The 20,289-nt window shown below is 48.1% G+C and carries 22 protein-coding genes and 1 tRNA gene; 20 read left to right on the forward strand and 3 right to left on the reverse strand.

Annotated features, from left to right (window positions below; all coding sequences use genetic code 11):
* Positions 1-30 precede the first annotated feature (30 nt).
* Entirely contained in the window at positions 31-1,050 is a 1,020-nt protein-coding gene (rsmI, locus tag IEU85_RS06130; RefSeq protein WP_188355382.1) for a 16S rRNA (cytidine(1402)-2'-O)-methyltransferase, read from the reverse strand.
* 244 nt (positions 1,051-1,294) lie between these two features.
* Between rsmI and IEU85_RS06135 the strand changes: the two genes are divergently transcribed.
* The 4 genes from IEU85_RS06135 to IEU85_RS06150 all read left to right on the forward strand — a co-directional run bounded on the left by IEU85_RS06135 (position 1,295) and on the right by IEU85_RS06150 (position 6,087).
* Positions 1,295-3,547 carry an RNA degradosome polyphosphate kinase gene (locus IEU85_RS06135; RefSeq protein ID WP_188355383.1) on the forward strand — a complete coding sequence of 751 codons (2,253 nt, stop codon included), beginning with the start codon at positions 1,295-1,297 and terminating at the stop codon, positions 3,545-3,547.
* Between the two features lie 253 nt (positions 3,548-3,800).
* Positions 3,801-4,931 (forward strand): NUDIX hydrolase, encoded by a 1,131-nt coding sequence (locus IEU85_RS08835; protein WP_188355384.1) that lies wholly within the window; start codon positions 3,801-3,803, stop codon positions 4,929-4,931.
* The gene (locus tag IEU85_RS06145) at positions 4,921-5,688 is read left to right on the forward strand and encodes a thymidine phosphorylase (protein ID WP_188355385.1); all 768 of its coding nucleotides are present in this window, start codon (positions 4,921-4,923) and stop codon (positions 5,686-5,688) included. The genes IEU85_RS08835 and IEU85_RS06145 overlap by 11 nt, the downstream gene beginning before the upstream one ends.
* A gap of 326 nt (positions 5,689-6,014) precedes the next feature.
* A tRNA-Lys gene (locus IEU85_RS06150) sits at positions 6,015-6,087 on the forward strand.
* Here the strand turns inward: IEU85_RS06150 and IEU85_RS08895 are convergent.
* Positions 6,049-6,402 (reverse strand): helix-turn-helix domain-containing protein, encoded by a 354-nt coding sequence (locus tag IEU85_RS08895; protein WP_188355507.1) that lies wholly within the window; start codon positions 6,400-6,402, stop codon positions 6,049-6,051. The genes IEU85_RS06150 and IEU85_RS08895 overlap by 39 nt on opposite strands.
* Positions 6,403-6,528: 126 nt before the next feature.
* On the opposite strand from IEU85_RS08895, the gene IEU85_RS06160 reads away from it, so the two are divergent.
* Together IEU85_RS06160 and IEU85_RS06165 are read left to right on the forward strand one after the other, a co-directional pair.
* Positions 6,529-6,714 carry a helix-turn-helix domain-containing protein gene (locus IEU85_RS06160; RefSeq protein ID WP_188355386.1) on the forward strand — a complete coding sequence of 62 codons (186 nt, stop codon included), beginning with the start codon at positions 6,529-6,531 and terminating at the stop codon, positions 6,712-6,714.
* Positions 6,715-6,959: 245 nt separating this feature from the next.
* Positions 6,960-7,268: a hypothetical protein gene (locus tag IEU85_RS06165; RefSeq protein WP_188355387.1), complete on the forward strand. Its 309-nt coding sequence runs from the start codon at positions 6,960-6,962 to the stop codon at positions 7,266-7,268.
* Position 7,269: 1 nt separating this feature from the next.
* On the opposite strand, the gene IEU85_RS06170 is transcribed toward IEU85_RS06165, so the two are convergent.
* The gene (locus tag IEU85_RS06170) at positions 7,270-7,539 is read right to left on the reverse strand and encodes a helix-turn-helix transcriptional regulator (RefSeq protein WP_188355388.1); all 270 of its coding nucleotides are present in this window, start codon (positions 7,537-7,539) and stop codon (positions 7,270-7,272) included.
* A 91-nt stretch (positions 7,540-7,630) separates the two neighbouring features.
* On the opposite strand from IEU85_RS06170, the gene IEU85_RS06175 reads away from it, so the two are divergent.
* From IEU85_RS06175 to IEU85_RS06235, 14 genes are all read left to right on the forward strand, one after another.
* Entirely contained in the window at positions 7,631-7,912 is a 282-nt protein-coding gene (locus IEU85_RS06175; RefSeq protein ID WP_188355389.1) for a helix-turn-helix domain-containing protein, read from the forward strand.
* Positions 7,896-8,144 carry a hypothetical protein gene (locus IEU85_RS06180; RefSeq protein ID WP_188355390.1) on the forward strand — a complete coding sequence of 83 codons (249 nt, stop codon included), beginning with the start codon at positions 7,896-7,898 and terminating at the stop codon, positions 8,142-8,144. The genes IEU85_RS06175 and IEU85_RS06180 overlap by 17 nt, the downstream gene beginning before the upstream one ends.
* Before the next feature lie 270 nt (positions 8,145-8,414).
* The gene (locus IEU85_RS08795; protein ID WP_268234213.1) at positions 8,415-8,546 is read left to right on the forward strand and encodes a hypothetical protein; all 132 of its coding nucleotides are present in this window, start codon (positions 8,415-8,417) and stop codon (positions 8,544-8,546) included.
* Positions 8,543-9,976 carry a helix-turn-helix domain-containing protein gene (locus IEU85_RS06185; RefSeq protein ID WP_188355391.1) on the forward strand — a complete coding sequence of 478 codons (1,434 nt, stop codon included), beginning with the start codon at positions 8,543-8,545 and terminating at the stop codon, positions 9,974-9,976. Before IEU85_RS08795 ends, IEU85_RS06185 begins: the two co-directional genes overlap by 4 nt.
* 28 nt (positions 9,977-10,004) lie before the next feature.
* Positions 10,005-10,295, forward strand: a complete 291-nt coding sequence (locus IEU85_RS06190; RefSeq protein WP_188355392.1) for a hypothetical protein — start codon at positions 10,005-10,007, stop codon at positions 10,293-10,295.
* Positions 10,296-10,299: 4 nt separating this feature from the next.
* The gene (locus tag IEU85_RS06195; protein WP_188355393.1) at positions 10,300-10,731 is read left to right on the forward strand and encodes a WhiB family transcriptional regulator; all 432 of its coding nucleotides are present in this window, start codon (positions 10,300-10,302) and stop codon (positions 10,729-10,731) included.
* Positions 10,732-10,852: 121 nt separating this feature from the next.
* Positions 10,853-11,470 carry an AAA family ATPase gene (locus tag IEU85_RS06200; protein ID WP_188355394.1) on the forward strand — a complete coding sequence of 206 codons (618 nt, stop codon included), beginning with the start codon at positions 10,853-10,855 and terminating at the stop codon, positions 11,468-11,470.
* 93 nt (positions 11,471-11,563) lie between these two features.
* Positions 11,564-11,785 (forward strand): hypothetical protein, encoded by a 222-nt coding sequence (locus IEU85_RS06205; RefSeq protein WP_188355524.1) that lies wholly within the window; start codon positions 11,564-11,566, stop codon positions 11,783-11,785.
* Between the two features lie 89 nt (positions 11,786-11,874).
* Positions 11,875-12,948 (forward strand): colicin transporter, encoded by a 1,074-nt coding sequence (locus tag IEU85_RS06210; protein WP_188355395.1) that lies wholly within the window; start codon positions 11,875-11,877, stop codon positions 12,946-12,948.
* 495 nt (positions 12,949-13,443) lie between these two features.
* Positions 13,444-17,313, forward strand: coding sequence for an LPXTG cell wall anchor domain-containing protein (locus IEU85_RS06215; RefSeq protein WP_229714806.1), 3,870 nt, complete (start codon positions 13,444-13,446; stop codon positions 17,311-17,313).
* A gap of 228 nt (positions 17,314-17,541) precedes the next feature.
* Complete coding sequence (locus IEU85_RS06220; protein WP_188355509.1) at positions 17,542-17,781, forward strand: hypothetical protein; 240 nt, start codon at positions 17,542-17,544, stop codon at positions 17,779-17,781.
* A complete protein-coding gene (locus IEU85_RS06225) occupies positions 17,759-18,739 on the forward strand; it encodes a HipA domain-containing protein (RefSeq protein ID WP_188355396.1) in 981 nt (326 codons plus the stop codon). The genes IEU85_RS06220 and IEU85_RS06225 overlap by 23 nt, the downstream gene beginning before the upstream one ends.
* A gap of 464 nt (positions 18,740-19,203) precedes the next feature.
* A complete protein-coding gene (locus IEU85_RS06230; protein ID WP_188355510.1) occupies positions 19,204-19,440 on the forward strand; it encodes a hypothetical protein in 237 nt (78 codons plus the stop codon).
* 9 nt (positions 19,441-19,449) lie between these two features.
* Positions 19,450-20,289: a VirB6/TrbL-like conjugal transfer protein, CD1112 family gene (locus IEU85_RS06235; protein ID WP_188355397.1), complete on the forward strand. Its 840-nt coding sequence runs from the start codon at positions 19,450-19,452 to the stop codon at positions 20,287-20,289.

A 20,289-nucleotide genomic window follows, 5' to 3' on the forward strand; every position in this document is an offset into this window, starting at 1 on the left:
TATCTGTTTACTATCTGCCTAACTATCTGTTTACTGTTTGCCTTGCAAATCAAGTACAGCCTGATACACCGCCTTACGATTCAGTGTAGAACCATCAGGTAGTGGATGCTCATCAAGAATAGTTGCAATAGCATTTTTCATGCGCATATGCTCTTGCTGCGAGCGCTCAATTGCCTGCTGAGCCGCCTGTTCCACGCTCAACACTGCCCCTGAATGCTCGGCTTGTGCAGCAATTTCCTGAGCACTTGCCCCACCAATAACTAACACCAATTCACCGCGCGGAGGATCGGATTGCACACTGTGACGGATTTGCTCAATAGTTCCGCGTCTAATCTGCTCGTATTCTTTAGTTAATTCACGAGCCAAGGCCATTGGGCGATCAGGACCAAATACTTCAAGAAGGTCATCCATAGACTGTGCGATACGATGCGTTGTCTCGTAAAACACTATAGTTCTCGGCTCTGTTTGCAGCATACGTAAATGTCGCATACGATCTGTGTGCTTACGAGGCAGGAATCCTTCATAGCAAAAACGATCTGTAGGAAGTCCAGACAGTGCCAGCGCATCAAGTACTGCAGAAGGTCCAGGCGCGCATGTTACTGCAATGCCTCGCTCAATAGCCCGACGAACAATTGCTAGACCAGGATCATTGATAGTGGGCATCCCCGCATCAGACACTACCAGCACACAATCGCCTTGCTCCACCCCATCGAGTAATCGGTCTGATTTTTCTCGTTCATTATGGTCATGGAATGCAGTAATACTGCCACTAATACGCACATTCAACCGTCGGGCAAGATCCAGCACTCGTCTTGTGTCTTCTGCTGCAACCACATCGGCATATTGCAGGAGTTCGCGCAGACGCTGGGAAGCATCTCCTGTATTTCCAATAGGCGTGGCAGCTAATACTACGGTAGCTTGTGGCACATAGCGCGATGATATGCCATCTATCGCTGTATCTACCTGTTGCTCATCCAGCAGCTGCTCTGTCTGCTGACTGAACCACGTATCTGCCTGCTGGAAATTATCAGAAACCTCTTGCCTGCTCATATATGCAAGTGTGCTATAGATTACCGACTTACTGTGCATGCCATATACATTCCAAAAGAACTACACTTTGGCACACTAGATATTCCTCAAGTGTCCCAAAATATCTCAGCATCAGATTGCTGCTGACCAATACACACCCGAACAGCAGACTTATGCGCAAGAATAACGACACGCCAAGTAAATTTTTCGTCACGTTATGCGGGTTGGCATACCAAAATGACACAAAAACACTTAGAGTTATAGTATGGCCCAGATATTCAACGCACCTTCAAAAGCAATCTTAAAAAGTCAGATTGCAGAACACATCGCGGAAACACCAAAAGAAGACCGTGATAACTCCAATGCGCCTTTGTATGAGCCGCTACCAGCAGACCGATTCTTCGATCGCGAGCTCAGCTGGCTAAAGTTCAACAAGCGCGTACTTGAGCTTGCCCAAGATGAATCAGTTCCAATTCTTGAACGTGCTAACTTCGCTGCTATTTTCGCATCGAATCTCGATGAATTCTTTATGGTTCGCGTAGCAGGATTGAAGCGCCGTATCGATACCGGACTTGCAGTAACAGCCGCAAGTGGTTTAAGCCCACGCCAGCAGTTACGAGCAATTTCTGAGCAGGCTCACCAATTACAAGATGAGCATGCACATTATGTTATTGATCATATTTTGCCAGATCTAGCGCGAGAAAATATTATTCTATTACGCTGGAGTCAGCTCACTATTACTGAGCAGGAAAAGCTGTCGCGCTTCTTCCGCCTGCAAGTGTTCCCAGTATTAACTCCACTTGCTGTAGATCCAGCTCACCCATTCCCTTATATTTCTGGCAATTCGCTGAATTTGGCAGTGCTTGTTGAAAATCCAGCATCTGGTAAGTCGCATTTTGCTCGCGTGAAGATTCCAGACAATATGCCACGCCTTGTGCCTGTAGACGATATGACTGAGGACGATTCAGGCAATGTGCGCTACGGATTCGTCACTATGGAAAACCTCATTATCGCGCATTTGGAATCACTCTTCCCGGGCATGATTATTAAAGAAGCACGCTCATTTAGAGTTACTCGTAATGAGGATATTGACGTTGAAGAAGATGATGCAGAGAATCTGCTCAACGCCATGGAGAAGGAACTACTGCGCCGCCGCTTCGGACCTCCAATTCGTCTGGAAATTTCTGATAGCACTAGCCCATTCTTGTCTCACTTGCTCGCTTCTCAGCTTGGCGTAAGTGATGACGAGGTGTACAGGCTGCCGAGCCCACTTGACTTTACTGTGCTTTTTGAGCTTGGCGCTATTGACCGTGCTGACTTGAAGTACCCAAAGTTTATTCCAGCAACTAACCGGCAGATTGCTGAAGTTGAATCAAGTCGTGCACAAGATATTTTTGCTTCGATTCGTGAGCATGATATTTTGTTGCATCATCCTTATGATTCCTTCTCAACATCAGTACAGGCATTCCTTGCTCAAGCTGCTGCTGATCCAAAAGTACTTGCTATTAAACAAACGCTGTATCGAACTTCAAGCAATTCGCCAATTATTGACGCGCTTGTAGATGCCGCCCATGCCGGTAAGCAAGTCTTGGCATTGGTTGAAATTAAAGCACGCTTTGATGAAGACGCTAATATTGCTTGGGCTCGCAAGCTCGAGCGTGCCGGCGTACACGTGGTCTACGGTATTGTTGGATTGAAGACGCACTGCAAGCTGTCTTTGGTCGTACGCCAAGAAGCTGATGGATTGCGCCGTTATTGCCACGTGGGCACTGGAAATTACAATCCAAAGACTGCACGCTTGTACACTGATTTGGGCTTGCTTACATGCGATCCGGTAGTGGGTCAAGATTTGACAAGACTGTTTAACCAGCTTTCTGGTTATGCTCCAAAATCCAGTTTCCACCGTCTGCTTGTAGCTCCACGTACCGTGCGCACAGGATTGATTGAGCGCATTCGCCGCGAAGAGAATGCAGCGCGTGAAGGCAAACCGGCATGGATTAAGATTAAAGTCAATTCTATTGTTGATGAAGCCACTATTGACGCGTTGTATCGTGCAAGTCAGGCTGGCGTCAAAATTGATATTGTCGAACGCGGTATTTGCTCTCTGAAACCAGGAGTTCCGGGAATGAGTGACAATATTCGTGTCCACTCAATTTTGGGACGATTCTTGGAACACAGCCGTATTTACGCGTTTGCTAATAGCCAGGGACCACAGATTGGAGAAGGTCCAGCAAGCGGACCAGAAGTGTGGATCGGTTCTGCTGACTTAATGCACCGCAATCTTGATCGCCGAGTGGAAGCACTGATTCGTGTTACTGCTCCAGATCAGATTGAAGAGTTGATTAACTATGTTGATCTGCAAATGGCGGATACTACAAGTTCTTGGCATATGCAGTCTGATGGCACGTATGTGCGTCATTCGCGCGATAATGAAGGTAAGCCATTGCTGGATAGTCAAGAAGAGCTTATTCGTCGCCATACTCGCAAACCACGTGGTCGCATTCGAGTGCAGCATTAAGGTGAATGCTAGTAAATACACTAGCAACAAAGCTAAGTCAGATATACTAGAATCGATATACGCTTAGTTTGATACACGCCTAGTTCGATACATAGTAGGCAAAGTACTGAGTGGTGTGGGTGAGTAATCATTCATACCACTCTTTATATTTCATTGCTCTATTACTTCATTACTTCCTTTTATACTTTTGTGTTTCCGCACTTTTGTGCAATACACACTCTCAAACACTATTACGCGCTACAATAGGCTTATTATGAGTAATGTCATTATTGCAGCTGGCGGCATCCTATACCGCCGCGTTCAGCAGAACCAGCATACGCAACATTCCACTGATTTTGATTCACATACTCACTCTGTCACTGAAGCAGCTAATGCTTCCCCATCTACTTCCCAGCCTGCTCATCCACCAACTTTCACCGCGCTAGATGACATTGAAGTGTGCCTGGTACACAGACCCAAATATAACGATTGGAGCTGGCCAAAAGGCAAACTTGATGCTAGCGAATCTATTTACCAAGCTGCAGTGCGTGAAATACAAGAAGAAACCGGATACCCGGCAGCATTGGGTGCCTATATTCAATCTGTAGAATACTCGCTTACTGATGAAGGCAAGCGCGGCAAGAAGCGCATTGACCCAAAAAGCCCTAGAAAAATCGTCCATTACTGGATTGCTCGTATTCTTGAACCGCAAGCAGCACAATTGCAAAAGGCAGTGCTTGGTCCGGTGGAGCGCGGTGATGATGTTGATATCGTGCAATGGCTACCTATACAACAAGCACGCAAGAAGCTCACGCATATTGCCGATGTTGAAGCACTCGCTTCTTTTGTAGAACTGGTCAAGCAAGGTGCTCTTGATGCCGGCACACTCGTGCTGGTACGGCATGGTAAAGCAGAAGGACGCAAAGTATGGCGTGGTGGAGACCCAGATAGGCCGTTAACGCCAAAAGGAGCAGCAGCCTCATATGCCATTGCCCGCGAGCTTGCATGCTTTGGTATCAACCATGTTGCTTCTTCACCATGGAAACGCTGTATGGATACTATGGCGCCATTTGCTTGGCAAACAGGACAAGGGGTCGTCAGCGCTCCAGCAATGACCGAGGATGCTTTTGCTCAAAACCCTGAGACATCATGGCAATATATGCAAAGTATCATGGAGCAGTGTATCGCTCAGCATAGTGTGCTTGCTCTTGGTATGCATAGACCTGTAATTGGTGGCATGTTTGAGCATTTGCGTAACTTATGTGCTTCAAAGGCTGTGGCACGTGCTCTTCCAGCGAAAACACCGTACATGCCCACTGGTCATGCTGTAGTCTTAACTGTTGTTCATACTAATTCCGATCCGCTTATTATCGATATTCAAAAGGTTGCACCAATTGTCTACTAATTCATCATATTTTGGCTCATCTTCGGTTCGCGCAGCAGGGGCTTCATTTGCGCCGTCTCGCACAGGCTCAGCACGTTTTACCAGACCGGCACAGCTTGATGATGCCTTAGTAGCGCAGCTTTCTGGAGGAGTAGATCCTCAACAATTAACCGATATGAGTCATACCACGGCTGCGGCACTGCTTGATCGCGTGCATCATACGCAAGATCCACAAGTTGTGCAGCGTGTGCTGACATTAGTAGAGCGCGAGGGCGTGGATTTAGTGGCGGAATTATGGAGTGATGCTGATGCGCAGTCGCTACCGGGCGTGCTCTGGCGGTTGTATATGCTCCGCACTTGGATGCGCCGTAATGGTGCTTCTATTAGCCGAATTTGGCGTGTAGCTGAGATGGTTACAACTTCTGCCTCAGCGATTGTAGGTGTAGACCAAGCCCCTGATGCTACTGATATTGAACGCACTGCAGACTCTATTCTTTCTGGCGCGTTTACTGGAGATTTTGCAGTGGCGCTTGAACGTGCTGGCATTTTCTGCGGAGTAATTAGCTCAGTGCTTGCCAAGGAGTCACAACGCCATACTGCGTTTGCTGACACACAACATCATATGCACGATGCTCAGGGACAGGCTAAACAATCTGCGCAGTCTCCACGTTCACCGCAATCACCACAAGGAATTGCTAAAACTGCACATTCCTTACAACAAACAGCACGTGATTTTCAGATTGCTGCCAAACTCTGGCGTAAAGGTGAACTTGAGTAAGCGGCAATGCAATACACGCTTATAGCGCAAAAGTGGACGAAAAAGTATTCTTGCCGTACACTGGTGTGCGCGCTGGGTCGTGCATTGCCCCGGGCTCCATTTATTGCCGCCGAGAGCGGCCCTTGCGCCGACAGGCGCATTCGCGATTCAGCGCACTTCTTTGCATTGCTACATTCAAACAATCTGTTTTTAAGTAAGCTACATTTGGATGAATAGTATCTGAATGAGCTGTATTCACTGACGTTTTCTAGAAGCTAAGCACACACGCAACACTCCCATATAATAATTTGATTTTTCAAAAAAACCGCATATAATTGTTAGCCGTTGCCCCTCTAGCTCAATGGTTAGAGCAGCGTCCTTTTAAGTCGTGGGTTCAGGGTTCGAGTCCCTGGGGGGGCACTGTATTTTTGCTTTAAGCTCTTCTGCCGCATCATCACCGTTAATCATTCGGTACAATGAGTCGTCAGTGAGCGTTTCCACATCCACGCCAAGATACTTAGCAATAAGCAGTGCATCGCTCAGTCTCCATGAAGATCGCTTGAGTTTATTAGACAAACTTGCCTGTTGGATACCTAAGTAGTTTGCTAAATCACTCAGAGTCTTATGCTTAGCTTGAAATAGCTGTCGAATATTAAACGACACAATGTACATCTGATATTCAGCTTCATCTCTAGGAGACAACGTTCCCACAGACAAAGGCATAACAGCTGTCATATCTATCACCTCTTTTCAATATGACAAGTATTTTATCGTGAATTTGCATATTTTACAAATTTGTTATATCTTCTATGTAGAACATGTCAATATGACATATATTTCATTCTTTAGGAGGTGTTTAATATGCGTGACTGGTTTCGCAATCATAAAATTGGTCAAGCAGATATTGCCGCCTGCCTCGGCTTATCAGTAAGCAACGTATCACGCATTGTCAACCATCAAACAAAATTAACTTTTGAGGATGCTATGAAATTGCATGAACAGTTCCAAATACCTCTTGATGTAATGCTTGTTGACAATCGTTCTTAGATTTCTCTGCTTTTAGCAGAGGTACTGAAAACCTCTCCATTCACAACTTGTCTAGGGCTCGAATGGAGAGGTGAGGCTCACTGAAATAAAAGTTAAGAAAGAAGGTATCTCAATGAGTAGTCCTAAATATAACAGGTTTAGCTTACAAAATCCTGAATGTGGTGTTGATTTCGAAAAACTATCACAATCAACACGCTTGTATACACAGTCCAATCTTCGCACGGGACCACAAAGTGGTGATTATAGTGAGTAGTAGAGCTTGTAGATTGTTGTTGCGTGCTGATACGCGCGCTATGCCTGAGTTAGAGTTTAGGGCATTATCGTATGTTGCTGAGTATTGTGATAGTGCATTTATTGTGCCGTTGCAATTGCATCTTGTTATACGGTATTTAGGCTGTAGTGCTATGCAGGCACGTCAGGCTATCCAGTATTTGCAGTCGCAAGGTTATATTACTCGTTTAGATGCTCGTGCACGTGAGTTTTATTGCCTACCTCAGATTGATTGTTTTTATCGCATGAATGCCCATGCCCTAGTGTTTAGGGAGGCAGCATGAGTCACTCCCCTGTAATACCAATATCTTTGAGCGCTTGGGTTAATACTGTTCCGGGGTTAGCGTTAAACAGTATACATAAGTCACTAAATTCATCCACAGTTGGTGGAGCACCATTTTCAGATAGTAATGCGCTAACTCTTGGATGCGTGACACCTATTTCTTTAGCAATGGTGCGCATTGACATATCACGTGAATCTTGTGTTTTTAGCTCTTTTACTAGCTGCATAGCAGCTTTGTCTAGGTTTGTCCATTGTCTTGAGGTTCGTGCCATGAATACCATCATACGTTCGGAAAAAAATATTTCCAAATATTATTCGGTAACGCAACTTGACAAAGTGGTAACATTTGTTACCATTAGTGGTATGGAAACAAATATTACCAATAGTGTGATGCAGTTCGCTGTTGAGTATCTTAACCGTTGCGCGAAAGCGCAAGGTGTTACTCGCCAACAAATTGCTGACCACACGGGTTTTTCGCGGCAGAGTGTTAATGCTTGGTTTAGAAAACACCGCATGACGCTTGACCAGTTTATTACTGTGGCATTTTTCTTACGTCAGAATCCGGGAGATTTATTATCTCTCGCAAGTGATCAATGTCTACGCTCACGCGCTGATGGTGGTGATCCTGATGTCGTTTCTTATTAATCTCGCAGTATGGTTGTGCGCTATTGCTACCGCCATATCTCTTGGGCGCGCTTTGGTGTATCAGGATATCACTTGGTTGTGGTTTGCTGGACTGTTTACTGGCTTCGCTGTGCTGGCTATGCTGTTGCCGCATTTAATTGATTGGCTTCCTCGTATTCCTGATGGCATGTGGCTGTTTCTTGGATGCTTTGTGTTATCGGCAGTTGTGACGTGGACTAACCGATACCGGTGACGGATGGTGATTGGTGATGCATGTGTTGGTGAGTTTAGCTGCCTTATGGTTTGTTGTTGCTGGTGCGTTTCTTATAGCCCATGGGCTGAAAGATCAACATTCTGATCTGATTTGGTGGGGTGTTTTTTGCTTTTTTGTTTGCATCCCGGGGTGTTTTTTACTCCCGTCTCTGCTCGCACGGCTGGATCGTGAGCAGCTCATGTTGTTGCTTGTAGCTGTGCTTTACGTGTATTGGGTGTGGGAGCGGACAAGTTTTTATGGGTGGTGATCGTGATGGTGATTATTGGTGTGAGTGTGCTTGCGTTGACTGGCGTGTTTACGTTTTCGTTGGCGCAGGCGGCGTCTTGGGCTGATCCTGATAAGCATGATTTGCCACAACCGGATGATCGGGGTAAGCGATGAGTTGGCAGTGTACGTCTTGGGCGTTGCGTGAGGCTGAGTGTCCTACTGCTACGGCTCGTTTGGTGTTGATTGCGTTGGCTGATCGTTGTCAGCCTGATGGGCGTAGTGCGTGGCCAACGGTTCAGACTTTGATGGCTGAGGCTCATGCGAGTGAGGCTTCTGTGCGTCGCGCTCTGCGTGATTTGGAGGCTCTTGGCACTATTCGACGCGGTAATCAAGATCTTGCGTCTCGTGATGAGCACGGTAGGTTTTTGCCTGAGCAGTATCGTCCGGTGGTTTGGGAGTGCTGTATGGGTGCGCCGTTGGAACATGTTGCACAAAAGCCGGGTAAGCAAGCACGCGCTGAGCGTGCGCGTCGGGCTGTTGAGCACGGTGTTGGTGATGATGATTTTGGTGGTATCAAAATGACACCTCTAGATGTACAGACCTGTCAAATTGATACCTCTAGACCTGTCACTGGTGACACCCCTATATATGTAACAAATATTAAAACAAATATTAACCCTAATAATCCCCTTGCCGCTGCGCGGACTTCCCCACAGGGGCAGGAGCTGGATGAAAATGCTAATGCTGGAATTGACGATGCTGCTCGGCGTGTGATTGACCGGTTAGCTGATTTACGTGCTCAGGCTGGTTTGTCGGTTGGTTCGTCGCGTCGTGACGATGCTGCGGTGGCGGCACTGGTTGCTCAGCATGGGTTGGATCGTGTGTTGGACATGTTGGAATGGGTGTATACCAAGCAGTCGTCGCGTTGGTGGGTGAAGCGTACTCGTACTGCTGCGGCTTTTGCGAGGGTGTTTGATGAGCTTGCTGATGCTCGCTTGCTGGATGAGCAGCTCTCAGGCGGTGGCGGCAAGGATGTGAGTGTGGTGGCAAAGCGCTTAGCGTTGGCTGATATGCAGCGCCAACAGCGTTTGCAAGGCTTGCTGGAGCGTCCTGACGTGCCCGCGCATTTACGCGATCTCACTGCGCCGTTGTTGCAAGAGCAGCTTGATGATGGTGCGGATGATGAAGATACTGCACTACGCGGTGCGGTGGAGCAAGCACAAGTGCTGTTTGACCATACGCAACAGCAGCGACGTGAGGCATTGTTGGATAGCTTATACGAGCAGGCAGAATTACAGTTTGTGCGCATAGTGCACCCTGAGGCGAGCATTCTCGAGCTGGCTGGCTCTGGCGTCTTACAGAGGTATAGCCATGATTTCCAGGTTGCAATGGATCGCGATACGTGGGGCTTATGGCTGCCGTGCTATTTGGAGCATAACACGCTTGATGAGCTTGAGGAGTTGCAGCATGATCCTGCACGATTGCGTGAGATTATGCAACGGTTCATTGATCAGGATAGCGCTGAAGGCGCGCTTAAACGACAAGTGTTGGCTGAAATGAGTGCTAATCCGCCTTGGCAAGCGGATGAAGCACCTACAGCATAAAAGATTTTGGGATTATAGAGAGGAAGTTATGAGCATGAGTACTGGTTTTAGCGTGCCGTTGTTTGATTTGGCGGCTGATTTACGCGCGTATTTGCCGCAGGTTGAGCCTGATTTGGATGCGTTTCACACGGTGGTGCGCGGGGATTGGAGTATGGATGAGGTGATTGTGTTTGCGTATCTGGTTGGTGTGCGTGATTATAACGTGATGCTCACGCGGTTTGTGGCTGACAATGGCGCGGATCTGGCGAGTGTACGACAGTTGACTACTGCTATCCGCGCAGCTGTAGGTAGTCGTTTTACGGTCGAGCGTAAGGATTAGGCGCATGATGAGTCGTCGTGGGGCTGGTAATTGTGCTGGTGTTCCAGCGGCACAATTGGATGTGTTGTTGGATCGCAAGAGTACTGCGGTGCAGTTGTGTGCGGATTGCCCATTACAGTACTCGTGTATTGCCACGCTCGTACTATCGCATGATCGCAACAGTTGCATGGGTGGGCTGAATCGTGAGGAGCGCGTGCTATTGCAGCGTAGGATACTGCAAGCGTTACGTAAGGCGCAGCTGACGCATCGGGATGTGGTGCAGTATTTGCAAGAGCACCCTGAGGCGATTGCCCAGGCGCGTAGCGCCTATCGGCGGTATAAGCGTCGTGAGCGCAATAGCAGGAGACGTCGTGAGTATACGCGCGAGTATATGCGTGGCGTGCGCACGATTACCAGCATGGCGCAGACCACTCCGTCTATCATCTTGCACTATTAACACCATCCTACTGTCGCTTGCGGCAGTAGCCTCTATCGGTATTCCCCTATTCCCAGTTTTCAATATTTCAAGTTTTCAGTTTTTCGGTATTTCAATAAATCAACATATATAAGGAGTAATCATGATTGTTACGTTAGCAAACGCTAAGGGTGGTGTGGCGAAGACCACGAGTGCGATGTTTTTAGCAGCGGCATGGGTGCGCCGCTACCCTACCGCTCAGGTCACCGTGCTTGATGCTGACCCGCAATCGAGTGCGAGCTTGTGGGCTGATCTGATTGTGGAGCAGGGTGAACAATGGCGGGGTGTGGACGTGCAGGCGGCGAATTTAAGTACGCTACGCCGCGCACGCACGCAAGCAGCATCGCAGGGTGCACGGGATATAGTGATTGTGGATGCTCCCCCGCAGGGTGCATTGTTAGCACAGAGCATGTCAGTGGCTGATTTTGTGATGATCCCCACGTCCGATACGCCGTTAGATGTGCAGCAGGCATGGGCTACCGCTAGCGCTCTACCAGCAGGCACACCATACGCAGTACTATTGGTGCGCGCTGAACCGCATACGAGAGCGTATCGCGCTACCGTACAAGCATTAGATGAGCAGCACACCCCACGGTTTGACACCACCGTGTTGAAACGGCAGGAGATTAAGCAAGCAATGGGACACATACCACAGAAGCTCTATGAGTATACGGGCGTGGTTGGGGAGCTGGTTGGCGTGCTTGACCAACTGCATCAATAACTCTGTATTCCCCTATTTCCCTATTTCCAGTTTTCCCTTTTTCGGTATTTCGGTATTTCAATAAATCAACTTACATGTATAAGGAGCAGAAGCATGAAGAATCTTGCATTTACCCCGGCTGCGCGGAACGCTGAGACGAGTATGAGTAAAGTATTACAGTCCATGCATACTGATGGTGAGTGGGTGAAAACGAGTATTTGTTTGCGTAAGCAACTGCGACAGGCATGTAAATCCTATGCCGCAACCCATGATACGACGATTCAGCAGGTTATTGATGAGGCGCTCACCGCGTATCTCAACGATCACGCTATATAGCTATCAGTATTTCATTAATTCGGTTTTTCGGTATTTCAAGTTTCCAATATTTCCAGTTTTCCATATACTACACATATAGGGGGTTTCTAATGGAAGAGCACGCAGCAACTACGCAAGTCAATGAGGGCACTGCATCACACGCAGCAACTACGCAAGTCAATGAGAGCACTGCATCACACGAAGCAACTACTGCTCAAGAGCAGACTACAGACACCACACCTGTACCGTCCGCCCAGGGTAAATGCACACTCATCATTGCCATCAGTATTATCATCGCACTCTTAGCTGCCGTTGGCGTATACGCTGGGGTGACGGTGCACGAGAATCACGCCAGGGAAAGCGCGTACTCGCAGGCGCAGAAGGTGGATAAGCAGCTTGTCAAGAGCGTGAACACAGCCACCCCACTCGCCAAACTCGATAAGCGTAAGGTTGCAGACGCGAAAGTACTCACGGAATTGCAACGTGCGTTGGATGATGCGAAAGCCAATCTTGGGGTCAGCCAGCAGGATGTCAATCAGGCGCTCCTGTGGCAAGCGTTGAGCGCGAAACAAGCCTACGCTCAGGATGCAGACACTGCCAGCCAGTTGCGTGACAAACTAGATAAAGCGATCAAAAAAGTGAACGCATCAGTGGAGGCAAAACAACTAGCGGATGCGAAACAAGCCCTGACTGATAGGGTGAATGCTGCGCAACAATCGCTCACCGATTCAGATGGTAAAGTGGCGGATAACGCGACCCGTGACCAGTTGCAAGCTGCCATAGACAATGCAAACAAACTCCTCGCCAACAAGCAAGCCACGGTTAAGCAGTTGCAGGAGGAGCCAGCCAAACTCGACAACGCCATCAACACCGTAAACCAGAGTGTTGAAGCGAAACGTCAAGCAGACGAGGAAGCAGCGCGCAAGGCAGCAGAAGAGGAGGCTGCACGCCAAGCAGCAGCGGCTGCGCAAGCGCAGCAAACCTACAGTACGCCACGCAACTACAGCTACAATGGTGGAGGATATTCCAGAGGCGGATACACAGCCCCACGCAACAGTGGAGGCGGAAACTACAGTGCACCACAACCGCAATCCTCAGGTGGAGGATTTGGTGGCTTTATCGGCGGTGGAGAAGGTGTAAAACCTGATGGAAGTTGGCAACCGGGGCACGTCATTCATCACTGATTTCTAATTTTGAGTCCTACTAGTGATCTGGTAGGACTCTTTCTTTTAACTATGTTTTATTTTTTACTGTTCGCCTATTCTCATATTTCCATCTTTCGGTTTTTCGGTATTTCAATATTGTTTTTCCTTTGTTCGGTAATTCATTTGGAGCAAGTGGTATTGCCTTGGCAATGCCGCGCGGTAGTAGCCCCGGTTAGGGGCTGAGCAATATTTTTGAGGTGTCGCACCAAGCATGATTTGTTGGCGCGCATACTGGTTGCTGATCGGCAGCTTGTGTCGATTTTCTCTCTATCCCCTTGGTGGGGCACGGTGATATCCCCTCTTACCGTGCCCCATATTTTTTGCTTTTTGCGCGTGAAAAAAAATCTAGGTGTCGCACCAAACGGCGTGTTGCGCTTGGCATAGTGGTGGGTGACATGCCTGCACTGCGTCTTTTTGGTGCAGTGTGGGTGTGGTTGCAATTGCAATATAGTCTAGTAATTGAGGGGATGTTTTATGAAACATCGACTTTTTAAGCCCGTGATAGCGGCACTGGTTGCCGCAGCCACACTCGGTACTGGCGCTATCGCAGCGTACGCTGCTGGTGATGGCGATGAGCATAATGGTGCAGGCGGTGGCGGCACGATGAGCATTATGTGGAAGTATAAGGATGATGCTTCTGGCTCATTCGGTCCTGCTACTGACCCGCAGAGCGTGGTTAATGCGTTTAATGCTGCTGGCATTGACACTACGCATGGTATGAAATCTATCCGCGATACGTTGGAGGGTGCACGTGTCAAGTGTGCGAACGGGTTTATGGCGCGTCATCCGAATGAGGGTGATGGTGAGTGTCGTGTCGTTGCTGTGGGTGCAGCAATTGTTGATGGGAAATCGTATACGGATGATAATGCGTGGACGGGTCTTACCGAATGGCAGCACGGTTGGGACACTCTCGTTAAACCATATGAATACGCCTATGCTGGCACAGAACACTACCATACAAGCGATCCATTTGATGACGATCCAAGTCGTAGCGTAGATAGCATTGCAAACAGTCTTATGCCACATAACAATGAGATGCGTGGACTTATCATTATTGTGTTGGATAAGTATGAGCCAGCGCCTCCTGAGACTCCTCCTGCTCCACCAACTAAGGCTATTGAGCAGGGTGTGAGTGCGGATAGTATGACTAATACCACGACTATTGAAACAGGTACTGGTATTGGCGGTAAGAATATTCATATTTACGATACGATTACCCCAAACGGTATTGATTATCGTGTGGAGAATCTGCGTCTGTTGGATACCACGGATAATGCGGACGTGCAGGGCGCTACTTTATCCTGGGATAAGCAGAATAATACTGTTAATGCTACGTTTGACGGTAAGCTGCCTAAAGAGCATACTTGGCGGTTCTCTTTTGATGTGACTGTGGATAAGCCATCTGATTTCAAGCAGGTGCAGGATACAGCCACAGTGGATTGGAATCACAAGCCACAATCTACTCAAGAGTATGAGTTCCCGACGTGGCAGCCTAAGCCTGATAAGTCGTGGATTAGGTTTGATAAAGCTGCGGGTAAGTGGCAGGCGGTTATCGACCCTGAGCATAGTAACACTACGGGCGCGGACACCATGACCTTCCTCGATGGCGACAAGGTAGGGTCTGTAGTCAATGGCACGGTGAGTGCCAACCTGATTGCCGCCCCAGAATCCCTGACCTTGACTGACGACTACGCGCACGCGGATTACGTGTGGGACACCGTTAAGGATGTTAAGCAGATGCGCGTGTACGAGACGGACGCATCCACTGACCGTAAGAGCAGTGTCGCAGACATTATTAACACGGGTAAGGACGTAACCGATCAGTGGGATATTACGGTTAAAGGTACGGTGGTGACTGCTACCGCCAAGCCTGCGTACTTAAAGACCCTGAAGGGCTTGGCTCAGCCGAAGCAAGTGACCTTGTTCATTCCTGGTGCGATTAACTTGGCGAACGGTAAGGGCGCAGCCCAGGCGCGTAGCGATTTTGGCAAGCAGCCGGGTGATGAGCTGACCACGTGCGTAAACCCAGCAGGGGGTTCTAATTCCGGTAGTAGGCTCACCAATGCGGGTGCTGAGCAGTTGAACAACCATAAGGTTGCTACCAATGAGCCTCCAATTTGCGTATATGTGCCACCGGTGAAGAAGGATGTGATTAGTGAGGCATCTCAGGCTGGATCTCAGGAATCAGTGGATAGCAAGGTGGTGTTCCCAGGGCAAAAGGTGGAGTATCGTTTAGAGACGCAACCACAACTGCCATCAGATCTTGGTTACACCGTCGAGCAGGTGGTGATTACTGATACGTTTGATCAGTATTTGCTTGCTGATAAGCAGACGGTTGAGGTTACCGATTTGGCGGCTGCGAAGATGATCAGCAAGCAAGAGTATAAGACTGCTTGGGATGATGCTAAGCACCAGTTTGTGCTCACGTTCGGCAAGGATTATGTGGCGAAGCATTGGGCTAACGGGCAAAATCCTCGCTTATTAGTGCGCTTTGAAGGCACAGTATCCAAGGATGCGCCTGCTAAACGTACCGTGGATAATCAGTGGGAACTGACTTTGAATAACAGCATCACGCCGTCGAATACGGTGGTTAATACGCCGCCTGAAGAGCATCCTCATAAGGCTGATAAGAGTGTCAAGAATGCAAGCGTGAGTATTGATGGTAAGACACTGCTGGTTGGTGAGCAGGGCTTGTATCAGTTGACCTTAGACGCTACACAAAAGGATACGGCGTATAAAGTGTGGCGTTTGGGCATGACCGATGATTTTGATCAGCGGTACGTCAAGATTAATCCACAAGATATTACCGTTATGAGTGATACGGGTAAGGATGTGACCGGCAAGTTTAACGTCCAGATTAAGGACGGTGTGGCTTACATCTACGCTAAGAACGTTGATACTGAGATCCCTGCGACCGGTGAAACCGTGAAGGGTGATCCTCAGCCAAAGGATCTTGCAGCCTACGCGAAGGTTGACCGCAAGTATGTGCCACTCCATGATCCAGTGATTGATCAAGCGTTGCTTGGTCACACTTACACGATTAGCTTGCCTTACACGGTGATCGCTGGCGGTAAAGGCACGGTCGTGAAGAACACGGCAGCGCAGATTACGAATGATGTCGAGCAGCAGACGGAGACCGTGAGTAATCCTGTTGAAGTGATTAACCCACAAAAGGATGTCACTGTCAAGGTTGGTGGCGCATCGGTTGATAGTAAGGCAGTGTATCTTGACTCGAACTTCTTGTATCAGCTTGATAGTTCGGTCTTGCCGGTGAATCGCGCGTATCCTGAGGTAAGCCAGTGGGGTATTGATGATCAGCTTGACCCAACATACGACGTGTTGTCCGGTCAGTGGGCTGTGTATGCGGCGCGTGACCTCATCAAGGATGGTCAAGTGATTGCTGCACAAGGTGACAAGATCGGTGGTAGCAATTTCAACTCTGCTAAGTTTGGTGGTGACTTGTTTACTGCTTCGCTTGATCCTGCGACCGGTAAGGTGAATATTCAGGCAACTGCAACTTACTTGCATCTAGTTTCTGTTGATACGGCTCATGAGCAGGCTTGGCGTGCGTATATTCAGGTTAAGCGTGTGCAAACTACTGAGCGTCATGAGAATCAGTTTGTTGAGCATGTTGGTGACAAGGATCTTACGTCAAATATTGTGTGGACATATACTCCAGACTTGACCCCAAGCCTGCATATTGAAAAGTATGACACTAAGACTGGTGAGGTTTTGGGTGATCGTGATGATGTCAAGGATGCGTTGCAAATGCATGGCGATAGCCTTGAGATCGCGTTCAAAATCACTAACACCAGCAAGGTAGACGCTAAGACTGGTAAGGGCGCTTACTTTGCTGCTAAGAGCTTGAAGTTGGATGATCAGACTATTGCTGGTGTAGGTAAGGTTGAAGATTTCAAGTATCCAGAAGATTGGGATAGCTTGATCTTGAAGCCGGGTGAAAGCACGGTGGTTACTGGCACGCTCAAGGGCGTGAATGCTGGCGATACGCATACTGATCGTGTCAAGGTTACGGGCACACCTCTGGTGGAATGCCCTGTTGGTGATGAGCATCCGTTTGATACTGCTGATAGCACGGAGGCTTCAGATAAGGAGTCTGTTGATGCTGATCGTGTGACTGTTCAGTTGGATGGTAAGGATGTCACGTTGTGCAAGAGCACGGACGTGGAATCGAACACGGATGATTGGAGCGGCTACAAGCTCACTTTGGCTGAGACTGGTGCACAAACCGCTACCATGATCATGCTTGCTGCAGGTAGCCTCTTGGCTGGCGCTCTCGGCTTACACACGGTACGCCGTCGTGCTCGTGCACGTCATATCGCCTAGCGCTCTACATCACTTGTACTTTCTGCCGTACTGCATCTCATGGTGTGGTACGGCGGTTTTTATCTGCGATTTTATGGAGGAGTTCTGATGTGGCATATTCGTAGTTACCGTCGATATAAAGTTTTGTATTTAGTGTTCTTTGGTAGTATTGCTCTTAGCTTATGTATGACCGTTGGTTAACTCGTTTTATACTGATATTAATTGGTTTGATGGGCTGGAGGTTGTGTGATGGATGTTTCTCGTATTAAGGGTGCTCATGATTGGGATTTTCCCGTACCTGAGATTACTGCTGAAGCGATTGATGATTTTATTGCGGCTCTAGCTCGCGATGAAAAGCATTTTATGGATATTTATTATGATGCAGTTGATAGTTGCAGTCGCGAGATGAGCAATGAGCGCGATGAGATGGTTATTCGTAATTATTACCTAGGGAATGAGTGGATGGATGATGTTAGAGATTCTGCATGATTTTTCTATGTTTCCATTGCGTGTGAGTCGGTATGATGGTGCTGCTGGTAAGCAGACTATGTATATCGGTGATCAGCGGTATATGGTGAAGTTCGGGTACACTGTTGATGAGCAGCAGCAACGCTCGTCACGCACGAGCTATGCGAATATCCCTGTTAATGAGTTTCTTGGATCACGTATTTTTCAGGCTTCAGGTATTCCTACGCAGGAAGTGATGTTGGGTACGTATGGTGAGCATTCTGTGGCGGCGTGCCGTGATTTTATGCAACAGTATCCGAGCTCGTACCAGTTGCTGCATTTTAAGCAGCTTGAGATTAGTATGCCAGGTGAGAGTAGTTTGTCCAAGGCTCGTCCTGATTGGGAGTTTGTACGACATGTAATGACAGATTCACCGTATCTGTCAACATTACGGAGTCAAGTATTCGATCGCTATTACAAGATGGTATGCGTGGATGCGTTGATTGGTAATTATGATCGTCACTCGAATAATTGGGGTTTTATCGCTGACTCCGATACCAATATTGTTGCTCTTGCGCCAGTGTATGATTGCGGTTCGTGTTTAGCACCGCATTTATCTGAGGATGCGATGCGAGATCGGTTAGCTGATCCACGTTTGATGCGTCAAGCGAATATGGATGCACCGTACATGTCGATGAATGTGCGCAATAAGCGCCGTAAGTTTAATTATTTCTTACTCTCTGATGAAGGCAAGCCATTTAGAGCACAGCTTATCAATCTGCATGATTGTCTTACACCACAGGTGCTTGATGAGATTGTGATGAGTGTGCCCGGTATCAGTGATATAAGGCGCGATTTTTACCGGACTACATTACATACTCGCCGTGAGGTGGTATGGAAGCCTGCATTCGAGCTCGCTTTGCAAGAACGTGAGCATACTTTGAAGCAAAGCGAACCTCTAAGGTCACCCACTCGCCGACATAAGAAGCATATTCGGTGAGCGCGCGATATACTAAACATGTATTATATCCGCCTGTCGGTAAATACTCTTGAACCATTTCCCATTGTTATCCTTGATAGCAGTGGGATTTTTGCCTATATGTTGTCTTTGCGCGGTAGTTGTTGCGGTGTTCCTAGTGTTCGCCAGGAACACCGCTCTGCGCGACGTAGCAAATCTCGCAGTCGATAAGTTTTTCTATCATATATATTTTTTCAGTTTTCTCTATAACTATCTTTCAGCATTCTTTTATTTCAATATCTCATTATTTCGATATCTCGGTATTTCTTTATTTCAGTATTTGGAGCAAGTGGTATTGCCCTAGCGATGCCACGCGGTAGTAGCCCCGGTTAGGGGCTGGGTATTTTTGAGGTGTCTCGCGTGGAAAAAGGCTAACTGTCGCACCAAGCGGCGTGTTTTTTCTATGAGACTGGCTGTGTCCATGCAGTTTGTGGAAAGGATTAATGATGTTGGGCACAGTTATAGTTGCGGCTGCTGGGGCTAATGTGTTGACTCAGGCGTTGGATTTGTTTTCTCAGTTTGCCACGGTTGGCGGTGCACTTTGGGGTATTTGGGGCATTATTGTCTTGGCAAGCGGTTTGAAGGATCAGAATGGTCCTCAGATCCAGTCGGGTGTGTGGCAGTTGGTTGGCGGTGGACTTATTGTAGCTGCCGCGTTATTGTTCCATTCGGTGACGCTCTGAGGTTTGCTGATGACTGATTGGATTGTGGCGATGCTTAACGCGCTGGGATCAGGTGTATCTGATAGCGCGTTGAGTACGCTGTTGCAAACACCGCAGGATTATAACAAGGCATTGTATGATGTGAGTTTCACGGTGGCTAATACGGCGGTGAAGCCTATTGCGGCTACGATTTTGGCGATTGTGTTTACTTTGGAGCTTGCTCGTGTTGGCGCTCAGGTGGATGGTGATCGTCAGCTTGGGGTCAAGATGGTGGCAGCGGCGATGTTTAAGATTGCGCTGGTGTATATGGCTGCGGTGAATGCGCCATTGTTTTTGAAGGCGATTAATGAGATTGGCACGTCTATTATTGGCGGTTTCAGCAAGAGCTTATCGTCTTCGGGTGCTGATGCGGTGAAGCTGGGCGATGAGGCTCATGATGCGATTGCTGGGATGCATGGTATGGAGCAGGCTGGTGCGTTTGCGATTTTACTGATCCCGTTTTTGGTGTCACAGGGCGTTGCGATTGCGGTGCATGTTGTGGTGGCGTTGCGGTTTATGCAGTTGTATGTGATGACGGCGTTTAATCCGCTTCCAATTGCGTTTATTGCTCATCAGGATACGCGCGCTTGGGGTATTGGCTATTTTAAGTCTTATGCGGTGGTGGTGTTTCAGTCGGTTACCTTATTTTTTACGTTTTACTTGTATCGCGTGCTGGTGAAGACTGCGGTTGCTGTACCGAAAGCTTCCAGTGATATTGGTATTAGCTGGTTTATTGATAATTTCACTGGTCTCATTGGCTCGTCCGTGCTCTTGTTGTGCGCGATTTTCATGAGTAATAGTGTGGCTAAACGCTTGTTTGGAGGCGAGTGA

The organism is Galliscardovia ingluviei (assembly GCF_014635685.1).
Classification (GTDB): domain Bacteria; phylum Actinomycetota; class Actinomycetes; order Actinomycetales; family Bifidobacteriaceae; genus Galliscardovia; species Galliscardovia ingluviei.

Excerpts from the sequence above, each read along its gene's own strand:
- IEU85_RS06200 (WP_188355394.1), top strand. The coding sequence starts at position 10,853 with ATGATTGTTACGTTAGCAAACGCTAAGGGTGGTGTGGCGAAGACCACG.
- rsmI (WP_188355382.1), bottom strand. The coding sequence starts at position 1,050 with ATGAGCAGGCAAGAGGTTTCTGATAATTTCCAGCAGGCAGATACGTGG.
- IEU85_RS06175 (WP_188355389.1), top strand. The coding sequence starts at position 7,631 with ATGGAAACAAATATTACCAATAGTGTGATGCAGTTCGCTGTTGAGTAT.
- IEU85_RS06205 (WP_188355524.1), top strand. The coding sequence starts at position 11,564 with ATGAAGAATCTTGCATTTACCCCGGCTGCGCGGAACGCTGAGACGAGT.
- IEU85_RS08835 (WP_188355384.1), top strand. The coding sequence starts at position 3,801 with ATGAGTAATGTCATTATTGCAGCTGGCGGCATCCTATACCGCCGCGTT.
- IEU85_RS06215 (WP_229714806.1), top strand. The coding sequence starts at position 13,444 with ATGAAACATCGACTTTTTAAGCCCGTGATAGCGGCACTGGTTGCCGCA.
- IEU85_RS06180 (WP_188355390.1), top strand. The coding sequence starts at position 7,896 with ATGTCGTTTCTTATTAATCTCGCAGTATGGTTGTGCGCTATTGCTACC.
- IEU85_RS06160 (WP_188355386.1), top strand. The coding sequence starts at position 6,529 with ATGCGTGACTGGTTTCGCAATCATAAAATTGGTCAAGCAGATATTGCC.
- IEU85_RS06185 (WP_188355391.1), top strand. The coding sequence starts at position 8,543 with ATGAGTTGGCAGTGTACGTCTTGGGCGTTGCGTGAGGCTGAGTGTCCT.
- IEU85_RS06225 (WP_188355396.1), top strand. The coding sequence starts at position 17,759 with ATGATGTTAGAGATTCTGCATGATTTTTCTATGTTTCCATTGCGTGTG.
- IEU85_RS06190 (WP_188355392.1), top strand. The coding sequence starts at position 10,005 with ATGAGCATGAGTACTGGTTTTAGCGTGCCGTTGTTTGATTTGGCGGCT.
- IEU85_RS06170 (WP_188355388.1), bottom strand. The coding sequence starts at position 7,539 with ATGGCACGAACCTCAAGACAATGGACAAACCTAGACAAAGCTGCTATG.
- IEU85_RS06195 (WP_188355393.1), top strand. The coding sequence starts at position 10,300 with ATGATGAGTCGTCGTGGGGCTGGTAATTGTGCTGGTGTTCCAGCGGCA.
- IEU85_RS06210 (WP_188355395.1), top strand. The coding sequence starts at position 11,875 with ATGGAAGAGCACGCAGCAACTACGCAAGTCAATGAGGGCACTGCATCA.
- IEU85_RS06235 (WP_188355397.1), top strand. The coding sequence starts at position 19,450 with ATGACTGATTGGATTGTGGCGATGCTTAACGCGCTGGGATCAGGTGTA.
- IEU85_RS06220 (WP_188355509.1), top strand. The coding sequence starts at position 17,542 with ATGGATGTTTCTCGTATTAAGGGTGCTCATGATTGGGATTTTCCCGTA.
- IEU85_RS06135 (WP_188355383.1), top strand. The coding sequence starts at position 1,295 with ATGGCCCAGATATTCAACGCACCTTCAAAAGCAATCTTAAAAAGTCAG.
- IEU85_RS06230 (WP_188355510.1), top strand. The coding sequence starts at position 19,204 with ATGTTGGGCACAGTTATAGTTGCGGCTGCTGGGGCTAATGTGTTGACT.
- IEU85_RS08895 (WP_188355507.1), bottom strand. The coding sequence starts at position 6,402 with ATGACAGCTGTTATGCCTTTGTCTGTGGGAACGTTGTCTCCTAGAGAT.